This is a genomic window from Candidatus Gastranaerophilales bacterium (genome assembly GCA_028696075.1).
Lineage (GTDB): Bacteria > Cyanobacteriota > Vampirovibrionia > Gastranaerophilales > JAILCC01 > JAQVHS01.
In genome coordinates this window covers 51,613-75,342 of sequence record JAQVHS010000006.1, presented here as the reverse complement: position 1 = coordinate 75,342, position 23,730 = coordinate 51,613, and the positions used below count along the sequence as shown (strand labels likewise).

Sequence of the window (23,730 nt, the reverse complement as noted above, 5' to 3'; positions counted from 1 at the left end):
GGGAAGCTGGGATTGGGTTTAAGAGTTGAAGAGGTTATTTTGCCGTCATTGCGAAAATGCGCAAGCATTTGAAGCAATCCAGGGGAAGAAGCTGAGCAGCTAGGCAGCTGGGAAGCTGGGATTGGGTTTAAGAGTTGAAGAGGTTATTTTGCCGTCATTGCGAAAATGCGCAAGCATTTGAAGCAATCCATAGGAAAGAAGCTGGGAAGCCGAGAAGCTGGGAGGCTGGGATTGAGGTTAAGAGCTTAAGAGTTCGTTATTACTGGACAGCAATGACATGTCGGCAAAAAAATACCCCCTCAGTTAAGGGAGTATTTTTTATTATTTTTTAAATTTTTATTCAAAAGCTACATCATTAGGTGCTGCTGCATTTTCACCATACATAGCCTGCCACGCTCTGGAATATCCATTATTAGCAAAAGGATAAACACCCACACTGGTTATGATAAGAGGATATTGGTCAGTTACGGCATTACTGGCTGCCATAGCAGCAGGAAGAGCCCTTGTGCCTTTGCCTGTCCCATTCACATCAACCATTACACCACATGATAAAGCTGTTACATCACCTGCTCCTGAATAAGTGGGAGCTTCCGTTCCGCATTCTGATATGCTATCCGCACCGTCTACAAAAAACGTATAAGTCATGCCGTCGGGAGTAGTGATAGTATTACCATTTCTTGTGCCTGATAATGAGTTATTAATCCATGTAGCAAACCCTTCATCTGTCCCATCTTCACATTCACCGGCATTCGTAACAAAACATTCATCGACTTCTTTAGCTACGTTAAGCTGAATTGCCTGCCCAAGTACTGACATTGCTTTTTTAAAAGCTACTCTGTTTTGCTGGTCGTCGGTTGAATTTATCAACGCGGGGATAGTCATTGCAGCTACAACACCAATAACCATCAAGGTGGTTAATACTTCTGCAAGTGTAAATGCATTTCTTTTCATCATGTTTTAATTCCTTCTTATTACTTAAATAACATTAATTTTATAACTGATGGGTTTATTATACAAATAATTTTTAAAAAAATCCAGTAGTTTATATTAATTTACAATAAATTCCATTGTTGAAAAACTATTCTACCAAATATATTCTAAAGCGCGAAGGCTTCAATTGGTCGTAAAACAGCTCTATTTCATCGTTCCGCCTTGTTTTGACAAAACTGCCCTGTTTATCGTACACGAACTCATATTTCACTTTTTTCCCGTTTAAATCAAGGGTTTTATTAACAACAGGCACGCCGCCTTTAATATTCACTGTTTCGCAGCCGTTTTCATCTTTGCTGCGGACTTTTTCCGTCGGATATTGTTCGTTTGCCACAACAAGCAGGCTTTCGCTTCTGCCTTTTGCCGTTGTTATCCATGCTACAAAACCGTCCTCATCAGCTCTTAAGAGTTCTGTTTTGCCCTCGCGGCAAAATTGGCATGTCTTTGCAAATTCTGAAACAGCGTTAAATTTGGCAAAGAATTTGTCATTACGTTCCCTTTTTAAAGAAACTTCGCTGCCTATAGTATGTTCACAGCCCGTTTTGGTAAAGGATTCATCCCCGTCAATGTACAAAATGGGTCTGCGGGCGTGGGCGCCGCCTATTAAAAGTTTATATTTAAGCCATTTAAATAATGCTCCTTTTTCGGTTAACTGCCCCGGAAATTGGTCTATTGCTTCAAATTCGCCGTCCTGATTATTATATGTCTTTAAAATAGATAGTTTCGGCATATCGGCTTCAAGCGAAGAGTTATATTCTTCGAGGGTTTGAAGGTCTTTTAAAATATTCTCCACACTCTTATCGCTTTGGGAAATAATATCATTCCCCCACAACAAGTCAAATGCCATGTCCTGATGGTATTCTTTTAAAAACCCGTCCCAAAGCATATATTCGGCTAAAGCTGCAAAGTGCGGAACCTTGGATTTTAAAGAACGGTTTGCTTCGCCTAAAACTTTTTTCGGCGCGCGGTAGCTTATCGGGCATTCGTCTTTTTGCGAAACCCTGTCTACTATATGGTCGATGTGGTCAACTCTGAAACCGTCAAAATTGTAGTCTTCCTGCAATTGGTGCAAGGCATTAATATAATAATCAATAACTTCCTGATTATATGTCCCGTCTTCCAGGTTTACAAAGTAATACGGGGTTTGGCAGTCAAGGTTGGCGAAGTTCGTTACATCCTCTTTGTCAATGTTAAAGTGCCTGCACACGGGATAAGAAGCGCCCTCGCTCATCTTATCAAAAACAGGCACCCCGCAGGAATTCCACGCCCCGCCGGGAGCAGGCCAAAGCCCTTGGGAAATCAATGTTGAGGTAACATCATTCTGATTGGTTATATCTTCTTCATGTAACATTGCGCTCTGCGGTCTGCCGATTAATTCACATACGATAGATTTAACTTTTTTATGGATTAATCTCTGGTTTTCTTTTTTGGTCATGTTGTTTGAAAGTTCTTTTTTCTTGGCTAAAAGAATTTTTTCCGCCTGTTCGTACTCCTCGCTTAAATTATCGGGGATATTGACATAATCACCGTTTAAACGGGATTTGAGCAGGGTTTTTACCTCTTTGGAACAGTTAAGTTTATCGGTTTGCGCTTCAATTTCGTTAATCAAAGCTGCTATATCAAACCATCTTGCAATATAAGGGTTAGACAAAACTGCCTTTGAAAATCTGCCTGTTTGAGGCAAAACATCGTACATTACAGGATGTCCTGCAAGCTGCGCAAAAGCAAGCGCAAGCTGGATTTGAGCCTTGGCATCAAGGTTAAGTCTTTCTAAAACAAATTTGTCTTCAAGCGCTTCTGATACCTCGGAACTTTTCGGCAAATAAGCGCAGCCGAATTCTCTGGGATGAAACGGCACAAAATAAGCCGTAGCACTCAATCTGCCTTCACCGCAGGAAGGTAAAATGAGAATTTGGGTTAAAATATCAATAAAACTCGCCGGAAATTCGCACTGCATACCGTTTCCCAAAGCACAAAGATTGATTAATTTAATTTCATGCTGTTCCTGTTGTATCCATGAAGAGTTATCATAACCCGCTCTTTTTACAGGGCTAAGGTCCGTAAAATCAAAACCGTTGTCGTTAAAGACTTTATTATAGCGGAATTTTGCTTCCAGCCCCGTGATAATTTCAAACGGGGTTAACTCTTCCAGCGCATGCTGGTGAGAGTACGGCAAATAGCCTTTTTCCCGCACTATTGTTTGAATTTGAGAGATTTTAGCCTCATCAACTTCGTTAAAATATATTTTTTTCAACGCTGCAAACAAATCACTAAGTGTTTTTGCTTCGGGGTTAAATTTTAATTCCTGCTGTTGCATAAAAAATCTCCTGTTTCAAAATTTTGTAATTATAAAATTAAGCATCCAGACCGATATCAAGCACACCTGCTGTAGTTTGCATTGCACTTGTAGATATAATATCAATTCCTAAAGAAGCTATTGTCTTGATATTATCTAAGGAAATATTGCCGCTTACTTCTACGATTGCTTTGCGGTTAATCAGCGATACAGCCTGTTTTATTTGGTCTAAACTCATGTTATCAAGCATAATTATATCAGCTTTTGCATCCAGCGCTTCCTTTACCTGTGAAACATCTTCCGCTTCTATTTCAATTTTATGCGCAAAAGAAGATGCTGCTTTTACCTTCTGTATCGCTGCTTTAATACCGCCTGCAAACTTGATATGATTGTCTTTTAACATAACACAATCAGACAGATTAAATCTGTGCAGATACGCGCCTCCTGTCTGTACCGCATATTTTTCAAACAATCTGAATCCGGGGGTTGTTTTTCTGGTATCAACAATCTTGGCGGCATACGGTTCTACAGCTTTTTGAAATTTGTTTGCCAAAGTAGCAATCCCGCTCATTCTTTGGAGATAATTCAGGGCGACACGCTCGCCTTTTAAAATAGAGTTTACTTTTCCCGTAATTGTAGCAATAGTATCATTTTTACGGAGCTTCGTACCGTCTTGCAGTAAAATATTAACTTTTACTTCAGGGTCTACAATTTTGTAAACCGTTTTGACCACATCAATTCCGCATAAAATGCCTTCCGTGCGGGTAACCAGTTTAACCGTATCGGTGTAATCATCGGTAAATATTGCATCTGTTGTAATGTCAAAAAAGCTTATGTCTTCTTTAATGGCGTTTTTAACATGTTCTTCTATCAAAAACTCATTCAAAAAATATTTCATCTTCGCGACCTTTCCTTGATATGTTTGTATAGCTGTGCTTTGCGCTTGAGCTTGTTTTTTTAAAGTCATCTCTGTAATGAGAACCTCTGCTCTCCCGTCGTTCTAAAGCGGATTTCATCATTAAATAAGATAACGTAAGCATATTTTTAAGTTCATATTCCTGCGTACTAAAAAATATATCCGATTTTAGGATTGAAAGCAATTTTGCAATTTTTTCCAAGCCTGCTTTCAGCCCTTTTTCATCTCTTATAATACCGCAATACTGCCACATTATGTCTTTTAGCAGCTTTTTGTATTCAGATACGTCAGAGGGTTCGGGTTTTTTATAATCGTCGTATTTTTGCAAAGTTTGGGCGATTTTTTCATCCTCAAGGTAAGAGTGATTGCGCTCATCAAGCTTAAAATTCCTTGCAAGTTCATCCGATAAAACAACACACTCAAGCAAAGAGTTGCTGGCAAGACGGTTTGCGCCATGCAAAGAAGTACAGCTGACTTCGCCTGTTGCATACAATCCTTCTACATCCGATTTGCCGTTGGAGCGCACCCTAACCCCGCCCATAAAATAATGCGCGGCAGGAGAAACAGGGATTAAATCTTTTGTAATATCTATACCGTATTCAAGACATTTTGCATAAATGCTCGGGAAGCGCCTGGTTAATTGAGCTTTGGGGATTTTAGCCGCGTCAAGAAACACTCTGTCTGAGAGATGTTTTTTCATCTCAAAATAAATTGCCCTTGTAACAACATCACGGGGGGCAAGTTCGGCTTTGGGGTGATAATTTTTTGCAAATTCATCACCGTTGATATTTTTTAATTTTGCGCCTTCGCCCCTGACGGCTTCTGAAATTAAAAAACTGCTTTCTTCATTTGTTTGGGCTTTAAACACCGTAGGATGAAACTGCACAAACTCCAAATCCTGCAATGTTGCACCCGCCCTATAAGCCAAAACCACACCATCTCCTGTTGAAACAGAAGGGTTAGTAGTGTTAGCGAACAGCTGCCCGCTTCCGCCTGTTGCAAGCACAACAACATTGGCAAAAATTGCCTGATGGGTTTGGGTTTTTTCATCCAAAATAACCACCCCTCTGCAGGCGCTGTTATCATCAATCAAAAGCTCTACCGCCTGACAGTAAGGATAAATTTCTATATTGGAATCCGCTAAAACCCTTTTAGAAAGCGCTTGAGCGATAAATTTTCCGGTTGCATCCCCTCCTGCATGAAGCACCCTTCTGACGCTGTGAGCGGCTTCGAGCGTAAGCGCCACGTTCTGGTTGTCATCCCTGTCAAACAAAACGCCTTTTTTGATTAAATCGTCGATAATTTGTGCGCCTTTTTCCGCCACGGCTTCCGCTACTTTTTCATCAGAAAGTCCCGCGCCTGCAAACAGAGTGTCTTTTACATGCAACGGAACGGAGTCTTCTTTGTTTTGCGGCAAAACAGAAGCAATTCCGCCTTGCGCATGAAGAGAAGAACCTTCTTTTAAGTCTGATTTTGAAAGAATGAGGATTTTATTATGCGGCTTCAAAAGCTCGCTCGCTTTTAACGCCGCATAAAGTCCTGCTATACCGCTTCCTACAATAATTAATGAATAGATTGATTTTTTCATTGATGCCCCAAGCTTTTTCAAGAGTATACGCTTAAAATACTCTAAACACAATAGTTTAAGTTGAAGAAGTGAAGAGGTTATTTTGCCGTCATTGCGAAAATGTGTAAGCATTTGAAGCAATCCATAGGAAAGCAGCTGGGAAGTTGAGCGGCTAGGCAGCTGGGAGGTTATTTTGCCGTCATTGCGAAAATGCGCGAGCATTTGAAGCAATCCGGGGGAAGAAGCTGAGCAGCTAGGCAGCTGGGAAGCTGGGATTGGGTTTAAGAGTTGAAGAGGTTATTTTGCCGTCATTGCGAAAATGTGTAAGCATTTGAAGCAATCCATAGGAAAGCAGCTGGGAAGTTGAGAAGCTGGGAAGCTGGGATTGGGTTTAAGAGTTGAAGAGGTTATTTTGCCGTCATTGCGAAAATGCGCAAGCATTTGAAGCAATCCATAGGAAAGCAGCTGGGAAGTTGAGAAGCTGGGAAGCTGGGATTGGGTTTAAGAGGTGAAGAGGTGATTTTGCCGTCATTGCGAAAATGCGCAAGCATTTGAAGCAATCCATAGGAAAGAAGCGGGGAAGCTGGGAAGCCATGAGGGTTTGCGGGTTATGGCTTTAAATGTACGTAAGTAGCGTTGAAAACGCCGTCAAGCGCATTAATTTGGTGCAATACCTCATCTTCAACAGGCGAGTCCGCGTTTATAATCATTAAAGATTCACTATTAAGCTCTTTGTCTTTTCGTGCCACCTGCATCATACTTATGTTGACATTTTTTTCACCCAAAATCGTCGCAACGCCTGCTACCATACCCGGTTTATTAATGTGAGGCGCAAGTAAAATATGTTCCGCAGGCTCAATGTTTGTATCATAACCGTTAAATTTAACTATTCTGGAGCTTCCGTCTGCTCCAAGCGCACCTGCCGCAATATAAGACCCTTGTTCCGTCGTAACTTTGATACTTAATAACCCTAAGTAAGAACAGGATTGTTCTGCTTTGGTTTCTGAAACTTCTATGCCTCTGTTTTTAGCTATTAAAGGGGCGTTGACATAATTAACATTTTCCATGCTGTGAGATAAAATCCCTTTTAGCACAGCAACTTTTAAAGGTGCTATATCAAGAGTTGATAAAGTGCCTCTTGCGGCTATTTTTACTTCTTTAACGGCGCCTTTTGCAATTTGACCCAATAAAAGACCCAGATTTTCTGCGATATTCATGTATTCTTTAACAGGCTCAAGCTTTTCGGCTCTTAAAGAAGGGCTGTTGACTGCACTGGTCGCATTTAACCCGCTTAAAACATCTCTTATCTGTTCGGCTACGTCAATAGCGACATTAATTTGAGCTTCTTCCGTGCTTGCGCCTAAATGGGGGGTTAAAATTAAATCCCCGTCGCAGTGCAAAAGAGGATTGCCGTTATCTAAAGGCTCTGCGGTAAATACGTCTATGGCTGCTGCGGCAACCTTTTTGGATTCAAGTGCTTCTTTCAAATCTTGTTCGTTCACTATGCCGCCTCTCGCACAGTTTATAATTCTGACGCCGTCTTTCATTTTGGCGATAGTGTCTTTATTAATCAAATTCAAGGTGTCTTTTGTCTTCGGTACATGCACCGTAATAAAATCACAAACACCCCAAAGCTCGTCTAAAGTTTTTACCTGTTTTGCGCCGGTTGCCTCAATTATTTCTTCAGACGCAAAAGGGTCATAAACAAGAACACTCATGCCCAGTCCCAATGCTGCTTTTGCGACATGCGAACCGATTTTGCCAAGTCCTATAATACCTAAAGTTTTTTTGAAAAGTTCAACCCCTGTATATTTAGAGCGTTCCCATTTGCCTTCTTTGGTTGTAGCTGCCGCCGCAGGGATATGGCGAGCCATAGCCAACATTAAAGCTACTGTATGCTCTGCTGCTGCCGTTGTATTGCCATCGGGCGAATTAACCACTATTATACCCGCTTTTGTCGCTTCATCAAGGTTAACGTTATCTACGCCCACGCCTGCTCTGCCCACAATTTTCATGTTTTTTGCAGCCTGAATAATTTTATCGGTTACTTTGGTTTGACTCCTAATCATTAAACCGTCATAATCGCCTATAATTTTGGCTAATTCATCTTCGCTTAAGGTTTCGATAAAATCCACCTGTGCAACACCTTTAAGAATGTCGCCCGCTGATTTGTTGATTTTGTCTGTGATTAAAACTTTTGGCATAGCAGCCCCCGCCGGTTTGTTAATTTCGTTTGCAGTTGATATTTTCGACATAGCAGCCCCCTTGATAATATATTTCATAATCTAATTCTTGCACAAAAAAATACTTGTACAAGGGAAAAATCGGCTTGCTATTTATAGGATTTTATTTAATTAATTCCAACATAAAAGAAATTTTAAAGAGCCTGTTTTTTGATATTGAAGATAATAACAACAAACAAATAAGCAAATTAAATATCCAAATAGCAGGCAGCAATAAAGCGCTTATAATCCAACCCAAAAAAGGAACAAAGGTTATCAGGGAACATAATAAAAGCGTAAGTTCGAAGTTCAAGAGGTTTAAAATCAACTGTTGTGCCGAGGAAGACAATTGGTCTTTTTGCAAAAACCAGATAATTAAAGACGGCAAAAAACCCACCACAATACTTAAAATAACTACTACCATTACTAATGTTTTTTCATGTTCATCTTTAAATTTTAACAGTAATTCGGCTTGCGCATTATTTTGTTCTTCGTTTGTCATCATTTTACCTTTCAAAACTTAACATATGTAAAATAATAGTAATGCCTATTTTGCAAAAATACAAGTTATTAAATATTCAAATATTTGATAACTTTGCACGGGTTGCCCACAGCCAGTGTACTTGGCGGAATATCCTTTGTAACTACGCTCCCTGCCCCTATTGTGCAGTTATCTCCTATTGTAACGCCCGGTAAAATCACAGCGCCGCCGCCAATCCAGCAATTTTTCCCTATGGTTACGGGTTTGGCAAACTCTTTTCCCGAATTGCGGGTTTGAACATCCAAAGGATGTGCCGCGGTATAAATCTGCACATTGGGCGCCAAAAGCGTATTATCCCCGATTTTTACCTCGGCACAATCTAAAATTATACAGTTGAAGTTCATATAAACATTTTCGCCAAGAGTAATGTTTAACCCGTAATCGCAATAAAAAGGTGGTTCTACATGAACATTTTTAAGCTTTTTGTTAAAAAGTTTCTCTAAAAGTTCGGGCGAAGGTTTGGCGTTATATTCACGAAAAACAGCCCTGCAAGCCGACCGCATAGCCGTAAGGTCTGTATCAAAAGGTATATATAGTTCTCCTGCGAGCATTTTTTCTTTTTGAGTTTTCATAAAAATGATTATAGCATTTTTTGTTTAATTTTGTTCCTGCTGTTTAATACTTTCGCCAAGCAAAGAAAAGGAGCCTGATGTAACAACCTCTTCGCCGAGATTTACACCTGACAAAATTTCGCTGTAAGTATCATTTTTCTTGCCTATTGTAACTTTTCTTTCTTCATAAATATTTGGGTTTACTTTGACATAAACAAAAAAGTAATCTCCGTATTTTTCAACGGCATCGTTTAAAATAGCGGGAATGGTAGCAATACCGGTATTAACAAACATTTCCGCATACATATTGGGTTTAATGGAATTATCTTTATTTGAAATATCTGCTCTTACTTCAAGCGTTTTGGTCGTATTATCCAAAATTGGCGAAACATAAGAAAGCACCCCGTTAATCGTTTTATCCTTGGTTTCCTCTAAAGTTCCGGTAACTTTTTGTCCTGCTTTTAAATAAGGCGAGTCTTTCTCAAAAGCATAGCCGACAAGCCAAATACTCGATAAATCAGCAAGATTAAACATTTCTTTATCCTTTGCCACAATTTCACCGGGGTTAATTTTTCTTTCAAGCAAAATACCGTTTTTACCTGCATTTAAAGTAACGTAAGGGTAAATTTGTCTTGTATTTAATACAGAAGCCAAACTGCCGCCGTAAACAGCCAAACGTTGGCGGTAAACCTGAATTAATGCGTTTCGTTTTGTTTTAAGAGCGCTAAAATTTGCTTCGTCTTTTTTCATTTGAGCGTAAGCAATTTCATATTCTGCTTTTGAAGAGATTTTTTCCTTATAAAGGGTGCTTTCTCTGTTAAAACTCTGTCTTGAAAGTTCGTATTGTGCCTTCATTTCATTTATAGAAGCGTCAATATCCATAACCTTTTCCAAAAATTCAAGCTGAATTTGTCCGATTTCGTCGGATTTAATTTTTACCACAGGCTGTCCTTTTTTTACAATCTGTCCCGGCTCTGCAAATACCGCTTCGATTTTGCCGTCTATCGGAGCATAAATCTTTTCAATCAATTGATTTTGAGCCTTGAATTGGGCGGGGATGGTTATTCTGAGTTCAATTGCACGCTCTTGCAGCGGCTCTGTTTTAATTTTTGCATTCTGCTCCTGAATATCCGTTAAAACTATTGTCTTAGGTCCGTTTTTTACGGTATTTTCCTTTATGCCGCAAGCTGCCGTGGTTATGCACAGCATTAGCATTATGAATATTTTAAGAAACTTCATGTGTTTCCTCCTTGGTAATTTTAAATAACAATGGTATCAAAAATATGGTAAAAACCGTGCCGACAGACAGTCCACCAATAATTGCTATAGCAAACGGTTTTTGGCTTTGGGCGCCTATCCCGTTTGAAAGAGCGGCAGGCAAAAGCCCTAAAATAGCAACCAAAGAAGCCGTAAGTACAGGACGAAGTTTTTGCAGCGCACCATGCATTAGTGCCTCGGTTTTGTCGTGAATAATTTTTTGCTGCCTGATAATAGATGAAAGTAAAATAACACCGTTTTGAATAGAAACGCCTATAGCAGCGATTAAGCCTACTCCTGCGGAAATTGAAAAATATGTTTTTGTAACAAACAAAGCAAAGATACATCCGCTCAAAGTTACTATTATTGTTGACATTCCTATCAAAACATACCGCCAGCGTTTGTAATTAATATGCAAAATAACGGCAATAACCAGCAATGTAAACGGTAAAATAACCGCCAGACGGGTATTTGTTGTCTTTTGGCTTTCGGATTGTCCCGCCCATTTCATTTGGTAACCTTCAGGCAGTTTCATTTCTTTGGCAAAAACTTTTTGGGCTTCTTTCACTGTAGAGCCTAAATCACGACCCCTTATATTAAATCTTATAATCCCCACCCGCGAGTTTTCACTCCTTGTGATAATCATAGCTCCGTTATCAGTGGTTATTTCCGTTACATTGCTCAAGGGAACGGAAATACCTTCGGGGGTTTTTACTATAACATTTTGTACTTTGTTTAAAGATGACCTGTCTTTTTGTTCAAGACGAACAAAGACATCAAATCGTTTTTCGTTTTCAATAACCTGTGTGGCATTTTTGCCGCCGATTGCCACTTCTATAACCTTTTGGATATCATCGCTGCGAAGCCCGTATCGCCCTGCTTTTACTCTGTCAACTTTAATTTGATACTGGGGCTGACCGATAATTTGGTCATAAGACAAGTCCACAACACCTTTAACTCCTGCTAAAAGCCCTATCCCTTTATCCTGCAGCTTTTGCAATTCATAAAGGTCATTGCCGTAAATTTTCAAAACAACCTGACCTTTTGAACCCGAAACGGCTTCTTCCACATTATCTTGAATATACTGGGTAAAATAGGTTGTTATGCCGGGGATTTGCTCAAGTTTTGCGGACATATCATTAATAAGTTTATGTTTATCCTTGTGCCACTTGCGGCGCCAGTCTTTAGCCAGTTTTAAATCTACCATATTTTCAATATTACTGAGCAAATTTGGGTCTGTACCGTCATCCGCCGAGCCTACATGGGAAATAACGTTTTTTACTTCGTCATATTCAAGCAAAATCTCTCTTACCTGACGTGCAATATCTACAGAATGGGCAATTGTTGAGCTTCTGGGCAAAACCGTTACCCTGAGCCAAATATTGCCTTCATCAAGGTTTGGCAAAAATTCCGAACCCAAAAAACAACAGAAAATCAAAACAGCACTCGCAAACATAGCTGCTGTCGCCGTAATAAATTTTTTAGGGTGCAGAAAAACTTTTTCTAACGCTGTTTTATAAAGAGCGGTTAATTTTGCCATCATTTTGTTTTCTTTTTCAACCAGATTTTTATCAGGAATCAGTACTACAGCGATCGGCGGCAAAAGAAAAACAGCCGCCAACACAGCGCCAATCAAACAAAATCCCATTGTAAATGCCAACGGATGAAACAACTTGCCGGCAACAGAATCAAATGCAAAAATCGGCATAAAACAGCATAATATGATTAATGTCGAAAACACTATGACATTTGCAACTTCTCTGACCGCTTTGTAAATAATACTTTCTTTTTTTTCACGGGTCATTTCACCTTTATAAGACGTTAAAGCGCGGAAAACATTTTCCATAAGTATGACAGCACCGTCAACAATGATACCGAAGTCTACAGCGCCCATACTCAAAAGGTTTGCCGGAATATTAAAAAGCTTAAACATTAAAAATGCAAAACTCAACGAAAGAGGAATAACCAAAGAAGCTATTAAAGTAATACGCAAGTCCAAAATAAAAGCAAAAAGCACAATAATTACAAATACTATACCCAAGACCACATTATGCCCGATTGTATGCATTGTATTATTAATAAGTTCACTTCTTTCATAAAAAGGCACTAAATGAATGCCTTTGGGCAGCTGGGCTTTGATTTCTGGCAGTTTTTTCTGAAGGTTTTTAATAACCTCTGTAGGGTTTTCGCCTTTTCTCATTAAAACAATGCCCTCAACCGCATCATCGTTATAATTTTTACCGACCTGCCCTATTCTCACAGATGGTTTTATTTCAACTTTTGCAACGTCTTTTACTCTGATGGGGATACCGCTTTTTGAATTTATGACCGTATTTTCGATACTTTGAATATTAGAATATAACCCCAGCCCTCTCACTATATAAGCCTGGTCGTTATTGGAAATATAATGCCCGCCTGCTGTGGAATTGGAAGCTTTAATAGCGTCAAAAATTTCACCAACATCAAGATTATAAAAACGGACTTTTTCATGGTCTAAAGTAACGCTGTAAGTCTTAATCGGACCGCCAAAACTGTTTACGCTGATAACGCCCGGAACCTGTTTAAAAAGTTTTTCCATTTGCCAATCTTCAACAGCTTTCAGTGTCATCGGGTTATAATAATCAGACTCCAAAGTATATCGGTAAATTTCACCAATTGCAGAGGCATCAGGTCCAAGTGAGGGCTTGACCCCTTCGGGTAAATCGGTTTGATAAATCCGCTCTAAAACCTGCTGGCGTATTAACGACGAAGGCAATCCGTCATCAAAAACAACCTTTATAACCGAAAGCCCGAACAACGAAATGGAATAAAGTTTTTTCTCATGTGGAATTCCGTTTAACTCCTTTTCCAAAGGTATTGTAGCAAGCCGCTCTATATCCTCGGCGCTCTTGCCCGGCATTTGTGTAATAACCTGCACCATGGGACTGGTAAAATCGGGATATGCTTCTACATCAAGATTTTTCAGGCAATAAATACCCGTTAAAAGTAATAAAACGGCAAGAGCTATAAACACAAGCTGTTTGTTAACAGCCAGTTTGATTAAACGATTAAACCTTTTTTTCATTAAAATCAAACTCCTCGGTGTTTACATCTCTCAAAAAATCAATCCAACAGTTGTAATATTCTGCCAAAGCATAATTATAACCAAGTATTATTGATTTATATGATTGTTCCATTACGATAAGCGACGTTAAGTTTGATTTACCGACCTCGTAGCTTCTTTTAGAAATTTTTACCAGCTCTTCGGAATTTTTTAAAAGATTGTCATTGTAATAATTAAGGTTCATTTTTGCCGTTACAAATTTTTCATAAGAGCTTTTTAAGTCTTTTACAGCCTTATTTTCCACAGAAGTATATTTTAAATCAGCCTGCTCTAATTGAAGTTTAGCATTTTTAATTTCAGGCCTGTAGCTGTATAACAAAGGCAAATTTACCAAACTTGCACCCGCATAAGCGCCTGTTTTAAACGTTCCGTCATCAGACATACTATCAGGTTGATAGGCATATCCGCCGATTAAGGCTAAATCGGGGATACGTTGTCTTCCGATTAAAATAAGGTTTTTTTTAGCAACATCTATTTCGTTTTTTGCGATTTTTAAATCGAAGCGGTTTTTAAGAGTGTCTTTCACAATATTATCAAACAAAGGCAGATTTTCCGCAGGGTTTGGTGTTAAAAGCATTGCAAAAGTTTTTTGCTCCCAAAGATTACCGTCATTGCTGTCATAAACAATCGCATTCTCGTTTTTGGCATTAATTATTTTGTTAAACTCCATCGCTGCGGTTTTTACATTGACCTGCGCCGTATTAACCTGTGTTGTCATTTGATTGAGGGCAATTTGGGCTTGCAGCAGGTCAATTTCCGGCGCTGCACCCGCTTCCACCCTTTTTTTAGCAATATTTTTAAGGTCTTCCAGGAGTTTTTGCTGTTCTTTCAACGCTGTCAAAACGGATTTCGCCGACATTAAATTAACATACGCTTCCCTTACCGCCATTTTTAAATCAAAGCTTGTAAATTCAACTTTTTCTTTTTCAAGCTCAAAGTTAGATTTTGCAAGATTTTTTCTGGCAGAGCGTTTTGCTATTTCAATAGTTTCGCTTAAACCTATTTGTTGAGGGTTTCCCGCGCCTGCTTTACCAAGGTTATAGAATAAATTTACATCGGGATTTTGCAGCCGGTTTGCCATTTTTATATTATTTTTGGCTATAGAGATGTTAATCTTTGCCGCTTTTAAATCAAGGTTGTTCTCCAGAGTGATTTTAACAGCTTCATCCAGGTTTATTTTTTTCGCATCTTCAATGGCATAGCCTGTTGTGCATAAACTCAAGTATATTATTACAAATGTCGCTATTTTTTTTAGCATGGCATATTCTTCTATGCTCTTCCGATAATTTATTTTACTATAAAATTTTATTTGAAAATATAACGTTTTTTTAATTGATTTTATTGACTTTCAGGGGCATTAACAGTCTGCAACGATATCATGGGCTACATCAGCGTCAATAACGCCTCTTTCGCCCAAAACAGTGCCTCTTTCTTTAAATCTTTCTCTGATTTTTTCGGCGGCTTCTTTTGAATCTATGCCGTAATCCGATAATTTTGTTTTTTGTCCTATGGAATTAAAGAAGGCTTCTGTTTTTTCAATAGTAATATCAGCAAGTTCATTTTCGTCGGTTTGAGTTGCGCCGTAAACTTCTTTTGCCATTTTAGCCAATTTGTCGAGTTTGTTTTGTTTTTGGTTTTTCCACAATTTCGGCATTACAATAGCAAGGGTTTTCCCATGGTCAAGCCCGTAGAATGCCGTTAATTCATGTCCTATCATATGCGTTGACCAATCTTGGACAGCGCCTGTAGAAATCCAGTAGTTTAAACCCGTTGTCGCACACCAGAATATATTTGCACGAGCATCATAATCGGTTGGGTTTTTAAGCACTTTTGGCGCTTCTCTCATCAGGGTTTTTATAATCCCGAACGCCCATTCATCCTGCAGCGGTGTATTTACATCATAAGTGGCATACTGCTCCATTACATGGACAAAAGTGTCTACAATACCGTTTATGGTTTGGCGCTCAGGCAGTGAAAAGGTTGTTTGAGGGTCAATGATTGAAAATCGGGGAAAAGTGTAAGGCGAATGAAAAGCAAGTTTTTCATCGGTTGCTTTTCTAGATATTACAGCGCCGCAGTTCATCTCTGAACCTGTTGCAGGAAGAGTAATGACACTGCCTAACGGTATGGCAGAAGTTGTCGGGGCTTGTTTTTCCAGAATATCCCATGGCTCACCGCCAAATTTTGAAGCGGCTGCGATGAATTTTGTACCGTCAAGCACAGAACCACCCCCTACAGCTAATATAAACGTTATATTTTCTTTTTTTACAATCTCAACGGCCCGCATACAGGTCTCATAGGTCGGATTAGGTTCAATCCCTCCAAATTCAATTATATTATAGTCTTCAAGCGCTTTTTTAACCTGGTCGTAAACTCCGTTCTTTTTTATCGAGCCGCCGCCGTATGTTATCAAAACCTTTTCATCGGGTCTTATTAATTCCTTGAGGCTTGAAATGGTGTCTTTGCCAAAAACCACTCTTGTAGGGCAGCAAAAATCAAAATTGTTCATTCGGTTTCTCCAATATCATTTTCTAAAATTATATTATCATATTTGCAGGCTTTAATGTTAAGATAATAAAATGAAAGAAGATATTTTCAGCATTAAAGATATTCTAAAAACCTCTCAAAATTACAAAAACAGTAATTTTGCACAGCTTGTTGAATACTGGGATGCAATAACCGGCAACAGGTATAAAGGTAAGACGTTTGTTGAGGATATTTCTACAAAATATAACAAAACCACCTTGAAAATAACAGCTTCTTCAAGCGCAGTTATTCAGGAATTATCTTTTTTTAAAAAGCAGCTTATAGAAAAAGTTCAGGCTAAATTTGCCATAAAAATAGATAACCTTGTTTTTTCAACGGCACAAGCGCCAAAAATTAATTCCAATAAATACAAACCTTCTAAACTACAGGAGGTTTACAACATAAAACCGACGGATGAAGAATTGGGCGGGGTTGTTCTTGATGAAGAAGAAATCGCTAAAATCAAACAATCTTTAGAAAAACAAACCGCATTTGACGAAACAAAAAAACAAAAAGTGTTTGATTTTATAATAAAGGATTTAAAGACCCAAAAATGGATGAAAGCAAAAGGCTTTCCCGTATGCGAAAAGTGCGGCAGGGTAATGAGTATACAGGAATTTAACGAAAAAAAAATCTGTCCTGTCTGCTTAAAAGAGCTTAACCTTTCTTAATAACGGCTCAAAAGCCAAATACCTTACGTAACATGGGGTTTGAGGGTTTTAAAAGTTAGTATACAACTCGCTAATGCCCGTTGTGATGAAAAATGTTATTATTTTTTTATTCAAGAAAACATCACATTTGGGGAAAAAGGTGGAAAATACTACCAACAGTATAAAGAGGGTTAAAAAAGTTTTTAACATCAACGCTGAAAAATCTTTCAGAGAAGCGTGCGATTTGTTTTATTTGAAAAATTACAACCAATCATTAACATTATTAAATAAGGTGGTAGAGCTTGATAAAACCCACACAAAAGCACATCTTTTGATAGGGGATATCAGGCTTTTGCACGGGAAAGACGAACGGGAAGCTTTAAACGCTTATGAAAACGCTATTAAATCAAACCCCTACTCGCCTCAAGCTTACGGCTCAAAAGCCTATGTGCTTGATATTTTAGGCAAAACACAAGAAGCCTTGGACAGCTGCAATTTAGCTTTTGAAAATTCGTCAAAACTGGATGACGACCAGTTGTGTTCGTTGTTTGACCAAAAAATTTCTCTGCTTTGTACCTTAAATCGTTATGAAGAAGCTCAAACAACTCTTGAAACCGCGGCAAAAACATTGCCTTCAGACAATGTAGATTATCTCAAATCCTGCTATATGCACAAGATTAACTCAAACCGTAAGTCTAAAAAACAATCAAGTCAAACCAATCTAAGACTTTTATTTTAAAAAATATATAATAAGCCAGATAAATATGAGTTTCAAAATTGAAACTCTTTTTTTTTGCGTAAGCAGTGTGTGAAGCCTGAAAAGGCTTGCCAAAGGGCAGGGCTTTGTAAGGCGAAACCTTTCTACGGCGACGTAGGATAATTGAGCCTCGAGCTTGCGGATTGCAAGTGAGTATAGGCTCAATACCCACAGGAGCAATTGCGTAAGCCGATGCGCTGCGAAAAGCCTGCGATGAGCAGGCTTTGTAGCAAGCATAATACCACCGCCGTTGCGTAGCGAAGCAATCTACATTGAAACAAATTGCGATAGCAATTTTGCTTTCAATGATTGCACAGGCGGAAAAATGCGTAAGCAGTGTGTGAAGCCTGAAAAGGCTTGCCGAAGGGCAAGGCTTTGTAAGGCGAAACCTTTCTATGGCGACGTAGGATAATTGAGCCTCGAGCTTGCGGATTGCAAGTGAGTATAGGCTCAATACCCACAGGAGCAAATGCGTAAGCCGATGCGCTGCGAAAAGCCTGCGATGAACTCTTAATCTCTTCACCTTTTCACCTCCTAAACCTAATCTCATCCCCTCACGCTTAGTTTCTTTCCTATGGATTGCTTCAAATGCTTGCGCATTTTCGCAATGACGGCAAAATAACCTCTTCACCTCTTAAACCTACTCTCAGCTTCTCAGCTTCCCCTCTTCAGCGGATTTTATTAAATATTTATCACTTTCACACCTTCTAAAAATTCAGGCTCAAAGTTATTCACATCAACTGTTGTAATTATTGATTGAATATCATTTTCAATAGCATCAAGCAGAAATTTTTGACGCTCTTTATCAAGTTCAGCCAAAACATCATCCAGCAAAAGAATTGGTTTTTCGTTTATTTTTTCTTCAATAATCTTAAGTTCGGCAAGCTTTAATGACAGAACTATGGTTCTTTGCTGACCTTGCGATGAAAAACTAAGGGCATTATTCGAATTTATACAAAATCCGATATCATCACGATGAGGACCAACAAGTGTTTTTGCCCTTATTATTTCTTCCTGTCTGCGCTCTTTGGTCTTTTGTTTAAAATTTTCCGCTATATCTTCTACGCTTTCCGGCTCTATCGATGAAATATAAAAAATATCAAGCTCTTCTTTCCCTTCAGAAATATTTTTGTGAAATTCTTTTGCCCTTGGCGCAATTTCTTTTATGTATTTTTTTCTCAAATAAATTATATTAGAACCGCTGTTTATAAGCTGTTCGTCAAATACGTTCAAAATATCTTCATAACTGCTTACAGCACAAGCTTTTATTTTTCTAAGCAGGTTGTTTTTTTGGTCTTTTATACGGTTATACTTTAACAACCTGTCGTAATAACCGCCATAAACCTGACATATAGCGCTATCAAGCCAGCTTCTTCTGTCCTTTGGCGTCCCTCTGACTAAAAGAAGGTCATCTACTGTGAATTTTACGGTGTTTATTATGTTTTGAAATTCTTTAGATTTTGTTTTTTTGATATCGTTAACTTTCAGAATTTTTTTGCGCGGCGGGTTCAACCAAACTTCAATCGAAATATCGGTATCATTTTTAAAAATCTCTCCTCTTATCCTGAAAAAATCTTTATCAAACTTTATCATCTCTTTGTCATTGCTTGTTCTAAAAGATGACAATGAGGATAAATAATATACGCCTTCAAGGATATTAGTCTTACCCCGGGCGTTGCTGCCTACTATGATGGTTTTATTTTTGTCAAAATCAATTTGAAGCTCATCATAGTTTCTAAAGTTTAAAATTTTCAGTGTTTTTAAAATCATTCTCTTATTTGAACAGGCATTATAAGCGCCAGATAATTTTCTGATGAATTAGGTTTAACCAAAGTAGCCGATAAAGGGGTATTAAGTTCAAACTTAACCAACGGTGTTTCAAAATATTTAAGGGCTTCAAGCAAATATTTGTAATTAAAAGCTATTCTTAGTTTTTCACTGTCATACTTCACATCTATTAAATCAACACAATCACCGACTTCCGGATTATCGGCTTCGAGCATAAGCTGATTATTTTCAAAAGTCATTTTAACTATGTTGGTTCTTCCTTCAGCTATCAAAGCCGTACGCTCAAGTGCGTTTATCAAATCTTCTTTTGATACTATAGCGAATTTTTGGTTATTTTCAGGGATAAGCTGTTTATACTTGGGGTATTGACCTTCTATAACACGGGAAACCAAAATAGCTTTTTTAAACTTGAATATAACCTGGCTGTCTTTTTTAATAATATCAACTGTTTTTTCATCAAAAAGAGCCGCCATCCTTACAAATTCGTTGAGTGTTTTAGATGGAATAATTGTCGAAAATTCTTTATCCAATGCGCTTTCAATTTTTTCCACAACCCTTGATAATCTGTTGCCGTCAGTCGATACAAGTTCTAAATGTTTATCACTTATAGAGCATAAAACTCCGCTTAAGACATTGTTTGATTCATAGTTTATTGTTGAATAAGAAGTCAGTTTAATTGATTTAATAAAGGGTTCAATTTCTATGGTAATTCTTTCTTTATTTTCTTCGACTTCTTTTTCATCAACTATTTGAGGAAATTCTGATGCGCTGATACCTAAAAGGTCGAATTTAGAATTGGCGCAGGTTATTGAAGTTACATTTGTTGTTGAGTTAAGAGAGAATTTGATTTCTTTATCCGGAAATCTTGAAATCAAATCACTTAATTTTTTTGCAGGAAGGGTTATTTCGCCTTCTTTTTCAACATTTGCTTCAATATAAATTATAGTGCCTAAATCAAGGTCGGTACTTTTTAAAATTATTTCATTTTTAACAGCTTTAATAAAAACATTTGATAATACAGGTTGTATTCCTCTGATTGCTGATATATGTTCAGTTAATCTTAAAAAATCTATAACACTTTCTTTTTGAATGATAAATTCCATAACACTCTCTCCTTCTTTATTATATTTTATTATAAAATAAAATAATATATAGTAGTAGTAGAGAAACAAATTTTTGTAGAAAACCTCGAAAAGAGTTGTTGATAAAGACTTTTGTATGTAAAGAAACTGTCATGAAAAAGTATAAAACTTTCAATAACTTTTAAACAACCGACAATTTTTCAACAACTTTTAAAAACCACCATGGTTTTGAACAGGTTTTCTACAGGTTTTAAACAATGGGCAATATGATAGAAAATATTTATATTCACATACCTTTTTGTCTGCAAAAGTGCAATTATTGCTCGTTTGTGTCTTTTGACGGACACAAAAACAAAGAAAAAGATTACATAAACAGCTTGATTAAAGAAATAAAATATTTTTCAAACAAAAAAAACATTATTAAAACGGTATATTTTGGCGGCGGAACGCCCAATATACTTGAAATAGAAAATTTTAAAAATATAATAACAGCATTAAATTCAGCGTTTAATATAGCAGAAAATGCAGAAATAACAACAGAAATAAACCCGGCAATCTCAAGCGCAAAATATTTTAAAGAGTTAAAACGTTTGGGTATAAACAGAATAAGCGTCGGCTCTCAAACTTTTAACGACGATATTTTAAAAAATTTGGGCAGAAAACATAATGCAAAGCAAACAACAGAAACAGTAGAAGCCCTGAAAGATTGCGGCTTTAATAATATAAGCGTTGATTTAATGTACGGACTGCCAAATCAAACTATGGAAATTTTGCAAAGAGATTTAGATATAATAAAAAGCCTCGATATTAATCATGTTTCGACTTACGGGCTAAAAATAGAAGAGGGCTGCGCTTTTTATTCAAATATGCCGGATAATTTACCGGATGATGATAAACAGGAGGAATTTTATCTCAAGATAGTTGATGAGCTTACTCAAGCAGGTTTTGAACACTATGAAATAAGCAACTTTGCCAAAAAAGGTTTTGAATCGAAGCATAATAACTGTTATTGGGAAGCAAAAGAATATTATGGTTTCGGGTTGGCGGCACATTCTTATATGAACAAAACAAGATATTCCAATGAGATTGATTTGGAGATGTATATTAACAATCCTTTGACCAAAATAACAGAACGAAAAATAACCAAAGGTGACGAATTAGAAGAAAGTATTTTTTTGGGCTTCAGGCTTAAAAAAGGTATAGATATCAAAGCGTTTAACGAAAAATTCGGTAAAGATTTTATGCAGGACTACAAAAAACAAATAGAAAAATTAGTCGAACTTGATTTAATGAAAGTCGCAAAAGACAGGGTGTTTTTAACAACAAAAGGATTTTTGCTTAGCAACAGCGTTATAAGTGAGTTTTTGTAAAACTACATTGAATAATCATAGTCTGTTTCCGCTTCGCCTATAGTGTCTACCGCTTCTACTCTTATATCGGTTATAAGCTCGCTGTATGAAATAACAACAACCGTCGGAATGTGTCTTTCAAGCAACTGGAACAGCGGCAGTCTTATTCTTGGAGAACAAAGCAACACTGGCTGCGAACCTATATGCTGGTGTGCTCTTATAAGTGTTGAAGCGGTTGTTTCAATAAGCTCCTGAACCTGCATGGGGTTTAGCAGGAACATTGTTCCAAGCTCTGTTCTTTGGCAGCTGTCATCAAGAATTTTTTCCCATTCCTGAGATAAAGTTACGGCATATAACACGCTATGTTCGTTTGAGTGCCTTAAACAAATTTGACGCCCTAAAGCGGCTCTTAAACGTTCCGATAAAATATCAGGCTCTTTTGAAAACCTTGCATAGTCGCAAAGTCTTTCAAACACATATACAATGTCTAATATAGAAACATTTTCTTTGATAAGGTTTACAAAAATCTTTCTTAAATCACTGGTTGATATAATTGCCGGAACAAGGTCGTTAACCAAAGTCGGGTCTTGCGCTTTTACAAGTTCCATCAATTTTAGTACGTCTGTTTTGGTCATAATTTCATCAACGTATTTTCTTACACAATCCTGCAAATGGGTAACAATCGCATCTGTAGGGTCAACGTATGTAAGCTGTACATCTTGCGGGATATCCTGCGGAAGCAGCCAGTAAGCTTGAGTTTGGTATGTGGGGTCTGTTGATGTAACAACATTTTGAGGTAACTGCAGTCCTGTTTCATCCCATTGGTCTGCTATAACCATAAATCTGCCGGGATACACTTCGCCGGTTGCAACTGTATTGCCTCTTATTGCAATCAGGTATTCATATTCACCCACGGCAGTGGAGTCCATAATACGGATATTAGGAATGATAAATCCTAATTCGTCGGTTACTCTTTGTCTTAAAGCCGCGATTTTCGGCAGAAGTTGTCCTTCCTGCTCAGGGTCTGCTATTGCTATTAAACCCGTGCCGACCTGTAGGGCAAGCACATCAACTCCTAGTCTTTCATACATTTTGTTAGGGTTAACAAGGTTTTGCATGTTTTGTTTCACATTTTCAAGCTGTCCGATTTGAGCCTGAACGTCTTGAGATACAAGCATAGATAAACCGCCTGCGGCTAAAATTATTGCAAATATAAAGAAAAACCAGCCCGGCAGCCCTGTCCAGTGGCTTGTTACGGAAATTAATACCAAAAATCCCGCAGCATAAAACAAGCTGAAAGGTTTATTTAAGATTTGAATAACAAGGTCTCTGCCTAAACTGGAGCTTGCAGCGGTAGAACGGGTCATTACGATGCCGCTTGATATTGCCATTAATAATGAAGGCAGCTGCGTAGACAGACCGTCGCCGATGGTAAGAACGGTATATTTTTGTACTGCATCAGCCAGTTCCATCCCGTTCATCCCCATCCCTACGGCTAAACCGCCTATAATGTTGATTACAACAATAATAATACCTGCTATGGTATCACCTTTTACGAACTTCATAGCGCCGTCCATAGAACCGAAAAGAGAGGATTCTCTTTGCAGGTCTTCACGTTTTGTGACGGCTTCTTCCGGTGAAATTAACCCTGCGTTAAAATCTGCATCAATAGTCATCTGTTTCCCGGGCATTGCGTCCAGCGCAAACCTTGCCGCAACTTCTGCTATTCTTTCCGCGCCTTTTGTAATTACCAAAAACTGTACGATTGTAATGATAATAAATATAACCGCGCCTACAACCATATTGCCGGCTGTTACAAAAGTACCGAACGCATGGATAGCTTCTCCTGCTTCACCTCTGGCTAAAATTAACCTTGTGGAGGCTATACCTAAAACCAGCCTAAACATTGTTCCGATAAGGATAATAGACGGGAAAGATGCAAGTTCAAGCGGTTTTTGTACAAAAAGGGATATCATCAGCAAAACTACCCCTAAGGTAATATTTAAAGAAATACAAATATCCACCATAAAAGTCGGCAGTTCAACCAGCAAAATCAAAATCAACGACAGCACAAATACAGCAAGTACAAACTCACTCATCGGCAATGTTGATAATGCACCTCCTTTTGCCATATG

Annotated in this window: 18 protein-coding genes; 3 read left to right on the top strand and 15 right to left on the bottom strand. The window is 38.1% G+C overall.

Annotated features, from left to right (window positions below; genetic code table 11):
- Positions 1 to 336: 336 nt before the first annotated feature.
- The 11 genes from PHX18_05535 to PHX18_05485 form a co-directional block, all read right to left on the bottom strand.
- The gene (locus tag PHX18_05535) at positions 337 to 954 is read right to left on the bottom strand and encodes a type II secretion system protein (protein MDD3594072.1); all 618 of its coding nucleotides are present in this window, start codon (positions 952 to 954) and stop codon (positions 337 to 339) included.
- A gap of 124 nt (positions 955 to 1,078) precedes the next feature.
- Positions 1,079 to 3,307 (bottom strand): hypothetical protein, encoded by a 2,229-nt coding sequence (locus PHX18_05530; GenBank protein ID MDD3594071.1) that lies wholly within the window; start codon positions 3,305 to 3,307, stop codon positions 1,079 to 1,081.
- 37 nt (positions 3,308 to 3,344) lie between these two features.
- Entirely contained in the window at positions 3,345 to 4,184 is an 840-nt protein-coding gene (gene nadC, locus PHX18_05525; GenBank protein ID MDD3594070.1) for a carboxylating nicotinate-nucleotide diphosphorylase, read from the bottom strand.
- Positions 4,165 to 5,991 (bottom strand): L-aspartate oxidase, encoded by a 1,827-nt coding sequence (gene nadB, locus PHX18_05520; protein MDD3594069.1) that lies wholly within the window; start codon positions 5,989 to 5,991, stop codon positions 4,165 to 4,167. Before nadB ends, nadC begins: the two co-directional genes overlap by 20 nt.
- A 386-nt stretch (positions 5,992 to 6,377) precedes the next feature.
- Complete coding sequence (gene serA / locus PHX18_05515) at positions 6,378 to 8,024, bottom strand: phosphoglycerate dehydrogenase (GenBank protein MDD3594068.1); 1,647 nt, start codon at positions 8,022 to 8,024, stop codon at positions 6,378 to 6,380.
- A gap of 91 nt (positions 8,025 to 8,115) precedes the next feature.
- On the bottom strand, positions 8,116 to 8,496 hold the full coding sequence (locus tag PHX18_05510) for a DUF4870 domain-containing protein (protein MDD3594067.1): 381 nt from the start codon (positions 8,494 to 8,496) through the stop codon (positions 8,116 to 8,118).
- Positions 8,497 to 8,561: 65 nt separating this feature from the next.
- Complete coding sequence (locus tag PHX18_05505; GenBank protein ID MDD3594066.1) at positions 8,562 to 9,104, bottom strand: sugar O-acetyltransferase; 543 nt, start codon at positions 9,102 to 9,104, stop codon at positions 8,562 to 8,564.
- A 24-nt stretch (positions 9,105 to 9,128) separates the two neighbouring features.
- Positions 9,129 to 10,322 carry an efflux RND transporter periplasmic adaptor subunit gene (locus PHX18_05500; protein MDD3594065.1) on the bottom strand — a complete coding sequence of 398 codons (1,194 nt, stop codon included), beginning with the start codon at positions 10,320 to 10,322 and terminating at the stop codon, positions 9,129 to 9,131.
- Positions 10,309 to 13,404 carry a CusA/CzcA family heavy metal efflux RND transporter gene (locus PHX18_05495; GenBank protein ID MDD3594064.1) on the bottom strand — a complete coding sequence of 1,032 codons (3,096 nt, stop codon included), beginning with the start codon at positions 13,402 to 13,404 and terminating at the stop codon, positions 10,309 to 10,311. Before PHX18_05495 ends, PHX18_05500 begins: the two co-directional genes overlap by 14 nt.
- Positions 13,388 to 14,701, bottom strand: a complete 1,314-nt coding sequence (locus tag PHX18_05490; GenBank protein ID MDD3594063.1) for a TolC family protein — start codon at positions 14,699 to 14,701, stop codon at positions 13,388 to 13,390. Before PHX18_05490 ends, PHX18_05495 begins: the two co-directional genes overlap by 17 nt.
- Before the next feature lie 99 nt (positions 14,702 to 14,800).
- The gene (locus tag PHX18_05485) at positions 14,801 to 15,952 is read right to left on the bottom strand and encodes an iron-containing alcohol dehydrogenase (protein ID MDD3594062.1); all 1,152 of its coding nucleotides are present in this window, start codon (positions 15,950 to 15,952) and stop codon (positions 14,801 to 14,803) included.
- Between the two features lie 70 nt (positions 15,953 to 16,022).
- On the opposite strand from PHX18_05485, the gene PHX18_05480 reads away from it, so the two are divergent.
- Both PHX18_05480 and PHX18_05475 read left to right on the top strand, forming a co-directional pair.
- Positions 16,023 to 16,640 (top strand): DciA family protein, encoded by a 618-nt coding sequence (locus tag PHX18_05480; GenBank protein ID MDD3594061.1) that lies wholly within the window; start codon positions 16,023 to 16,025, stop codon positions 16,638 to 16,640.
- Positions 16,641 to 16,779: 139 nt separating this feature from the next.
- Positions 16,780 to 17,358: a tetratricopeptide repeat protein gene (locus tag PHX18_05475; GenBank protein ID MDD3594060.1), complete on the top strand. Its 579-nt coding sequence runs from the start codon at positions 16,780 to 16,782 to the stop codon at positions 17,356 to 17,358.
- Here the strand turns inward: PHX18_05475 and PHX18_05470 are convergent.
- The 3 genes from PHX18_05470 to dnaN form a co-directional block, all read right to left on the bottom strand.
- On the bottom strand, positions 17,315 to 17,926 hold the full coding sequence (locus PHX18_05470; GenBank protein MDD3594059.1) for a hypothetical protein: 612 nt from the start codon (positions 17,924 to 17,926) through the stop codon (positions 17,315 to 17,317). The genes PHX18_05475 and PHX18_05470 overlap by 44 nt on opposite strands.
- Positions 17,927 to 18,057: 131 nt before the next feature.
- Positions 18,058 to 19,146 (bottom strand): DNA replication/repair protein RecF, encoded by a 1,089-nt coding sequence (gene recF, locus PHX18_05465; protein ID MDD3594058.1) that lies wholly within the window; start codon positions 19,144 to 19,146, stop codon positions 18,058 to 18,060.
- Positions 19,143 to 20,267 (bottom strand): DNA polymerase III subunit beta, encoded by a 1,125-nt coding sequence (gene dnaN, locus PHX18_05460; protein ID MDD3594057.1) that lies wholly within the window; start codon positions 20,265 to 20,267, stop codon positions 19,143 to 19,145. Before dnaN ends, recF begins: the two co-directional genes overlap by 4 nt.
- 236 nt (positions 20,268 to 20,503) lie before the next feature.
- On the opposite strand from dnaN, the gene hemW reads away from it, so the two are divergent.
- The gene (gene hemW, locus PHX18_05455) at positions 20,504 to 21,616 is read left to right on the top strand and encodes a radical SAM family heme chaperone HemW (GenBank protein MDD3594056.1); all 1,113 of its coding nucleotides are present in this window, start codon (positions 20,504 to 20,506) and stop codon (positions 21,614 to 21,616) included.
- A 2-nt stretch (positions 21,617 to 21,618) separates the two neighbouring features.
- On the opposite strand, the gene PHX18_05450 is transcribed toward hemW, so the two are convergent.
- Positions 21,619 to 23,727, bottom strand: coding sequence for a flagellar biosynthesis protein FlhA (locus tag PHX18_05450; protein ID MDD3594055.1), 2,109 nt, complete (start codon positions 23,725 to 23,727; stop codon positions 21,619 to 21,621).
- Positions 23,728 to 23,730 lie beyond the last annotated feature (3 nt).

Coding starts and splice junctions, on each gene's coding strand:
- nadC (MDD3594070.1), bottom strand. CDS start 4,184: ATGAAATATTTTTTGAATGAGTTTTTGATAGAAGAACATGTTAAAAAC.
- PHX18_05535 (MDD3594072.1), bottom strand. CDS start 954: ATGATGAAAAGAAATGCATTTACACTTGCAGAAGTATTAACCACCTTG.
- PHX18_05480 (MDD3594061.1), top strand. CDS start 16,023: ATGAAAGAAGATATTTTCAGCATTAAAGATATTCTAAAAACCTCTCAA.
- PHX18_05510 (MDD3594067.1), bottom strand. CDS start 8,496: ATGATGACAAACGAAGAACAAAATAATGCGCAAGCCGAATTACTGTTA.
- PHX18_05490 (MDD3594063.1), bottom strand. CDS start 14,701: ATGCTAAAAAAAATAGCGACATTTGTAATAATATACTTGAGTTTATGC.
- PHX18_05505 (MDD3594066.1), bottom strand. CDS start 9,104: ATGAAAACTCAAAAAGAAAAAATGCTCGCAGGAGAACTATATATACCT.
- PHX18_05485 (MDD3594062.1), bottom strand. CDS start 15,952: ATGAACAATTTTGATTTTTGCTGCCCTACAAGAGTGGTTTTTGGCAAA.
- PHX18_05470 (MDD3594059.1), bottom strand. CDS start 17,926: ATGAGATTAGGTTTAGGAGGTGAAAAGGTGAAGAGATTAAGAGTTCAT.
- PHX18_05500 (MDD3594065.1), bottom strand. CDS start 10,322: ATGAAGTTTCTTAAAATATTCATAATGCTAATGCTGTGCATAACCACG.
- nadB (MDD3594069.1), bottom strand. CDS start 5,991: ATGCTCGCGCATTTTCGCAATGACGGCAAAATAACCTCCCAGCTGCCT.
- dnaN (MDD3594057.1), bottom strand. CDS start 20,267: ATGGAATTTATCATTCAAAAAGAAAGTGTTATAGATTTTTTAAGATTA.
- PHX18_05530 (MDD3594071.1), bottom strand. CDS start 3,307: ATGCAACAGCAGGAATTAAAATTTAACCCCGAAGCAAAAACACTTAGT.
- PHX18_05495 (MDD3594064.1), bottom strand. CDS start 13,404: ATGAAAAAAAGGTTTAATCGTTTAATCAAACTGGCTGTTAACAAACAG.
- hemW (MDD3594056.1), top strand. CDS start 20,504: ATGGGCAATATGATAGAAAATATTTATATTCACATACCTTTTTGTCTG.
- serA (MDD3594068.1), bottom strand. CDS start 8,024: ATGTCGAAAATATCAACTGCAAACGAAATTAACAAACCGGCGGGGGCT.
- PHX18_05450 (MDD3594055.1), bottom strand. CDS start 23,727: ATGGCAAAAGGAGGTGCATTATCAACATTGCCGATGAGTGAGTTTGTA.
- recF (MDD3594058.1), bottom strand. CDS start 19,146: ATGATTTTAAAAACACTGAAAATTTTAAACTTTAGAAACTATGATGAG.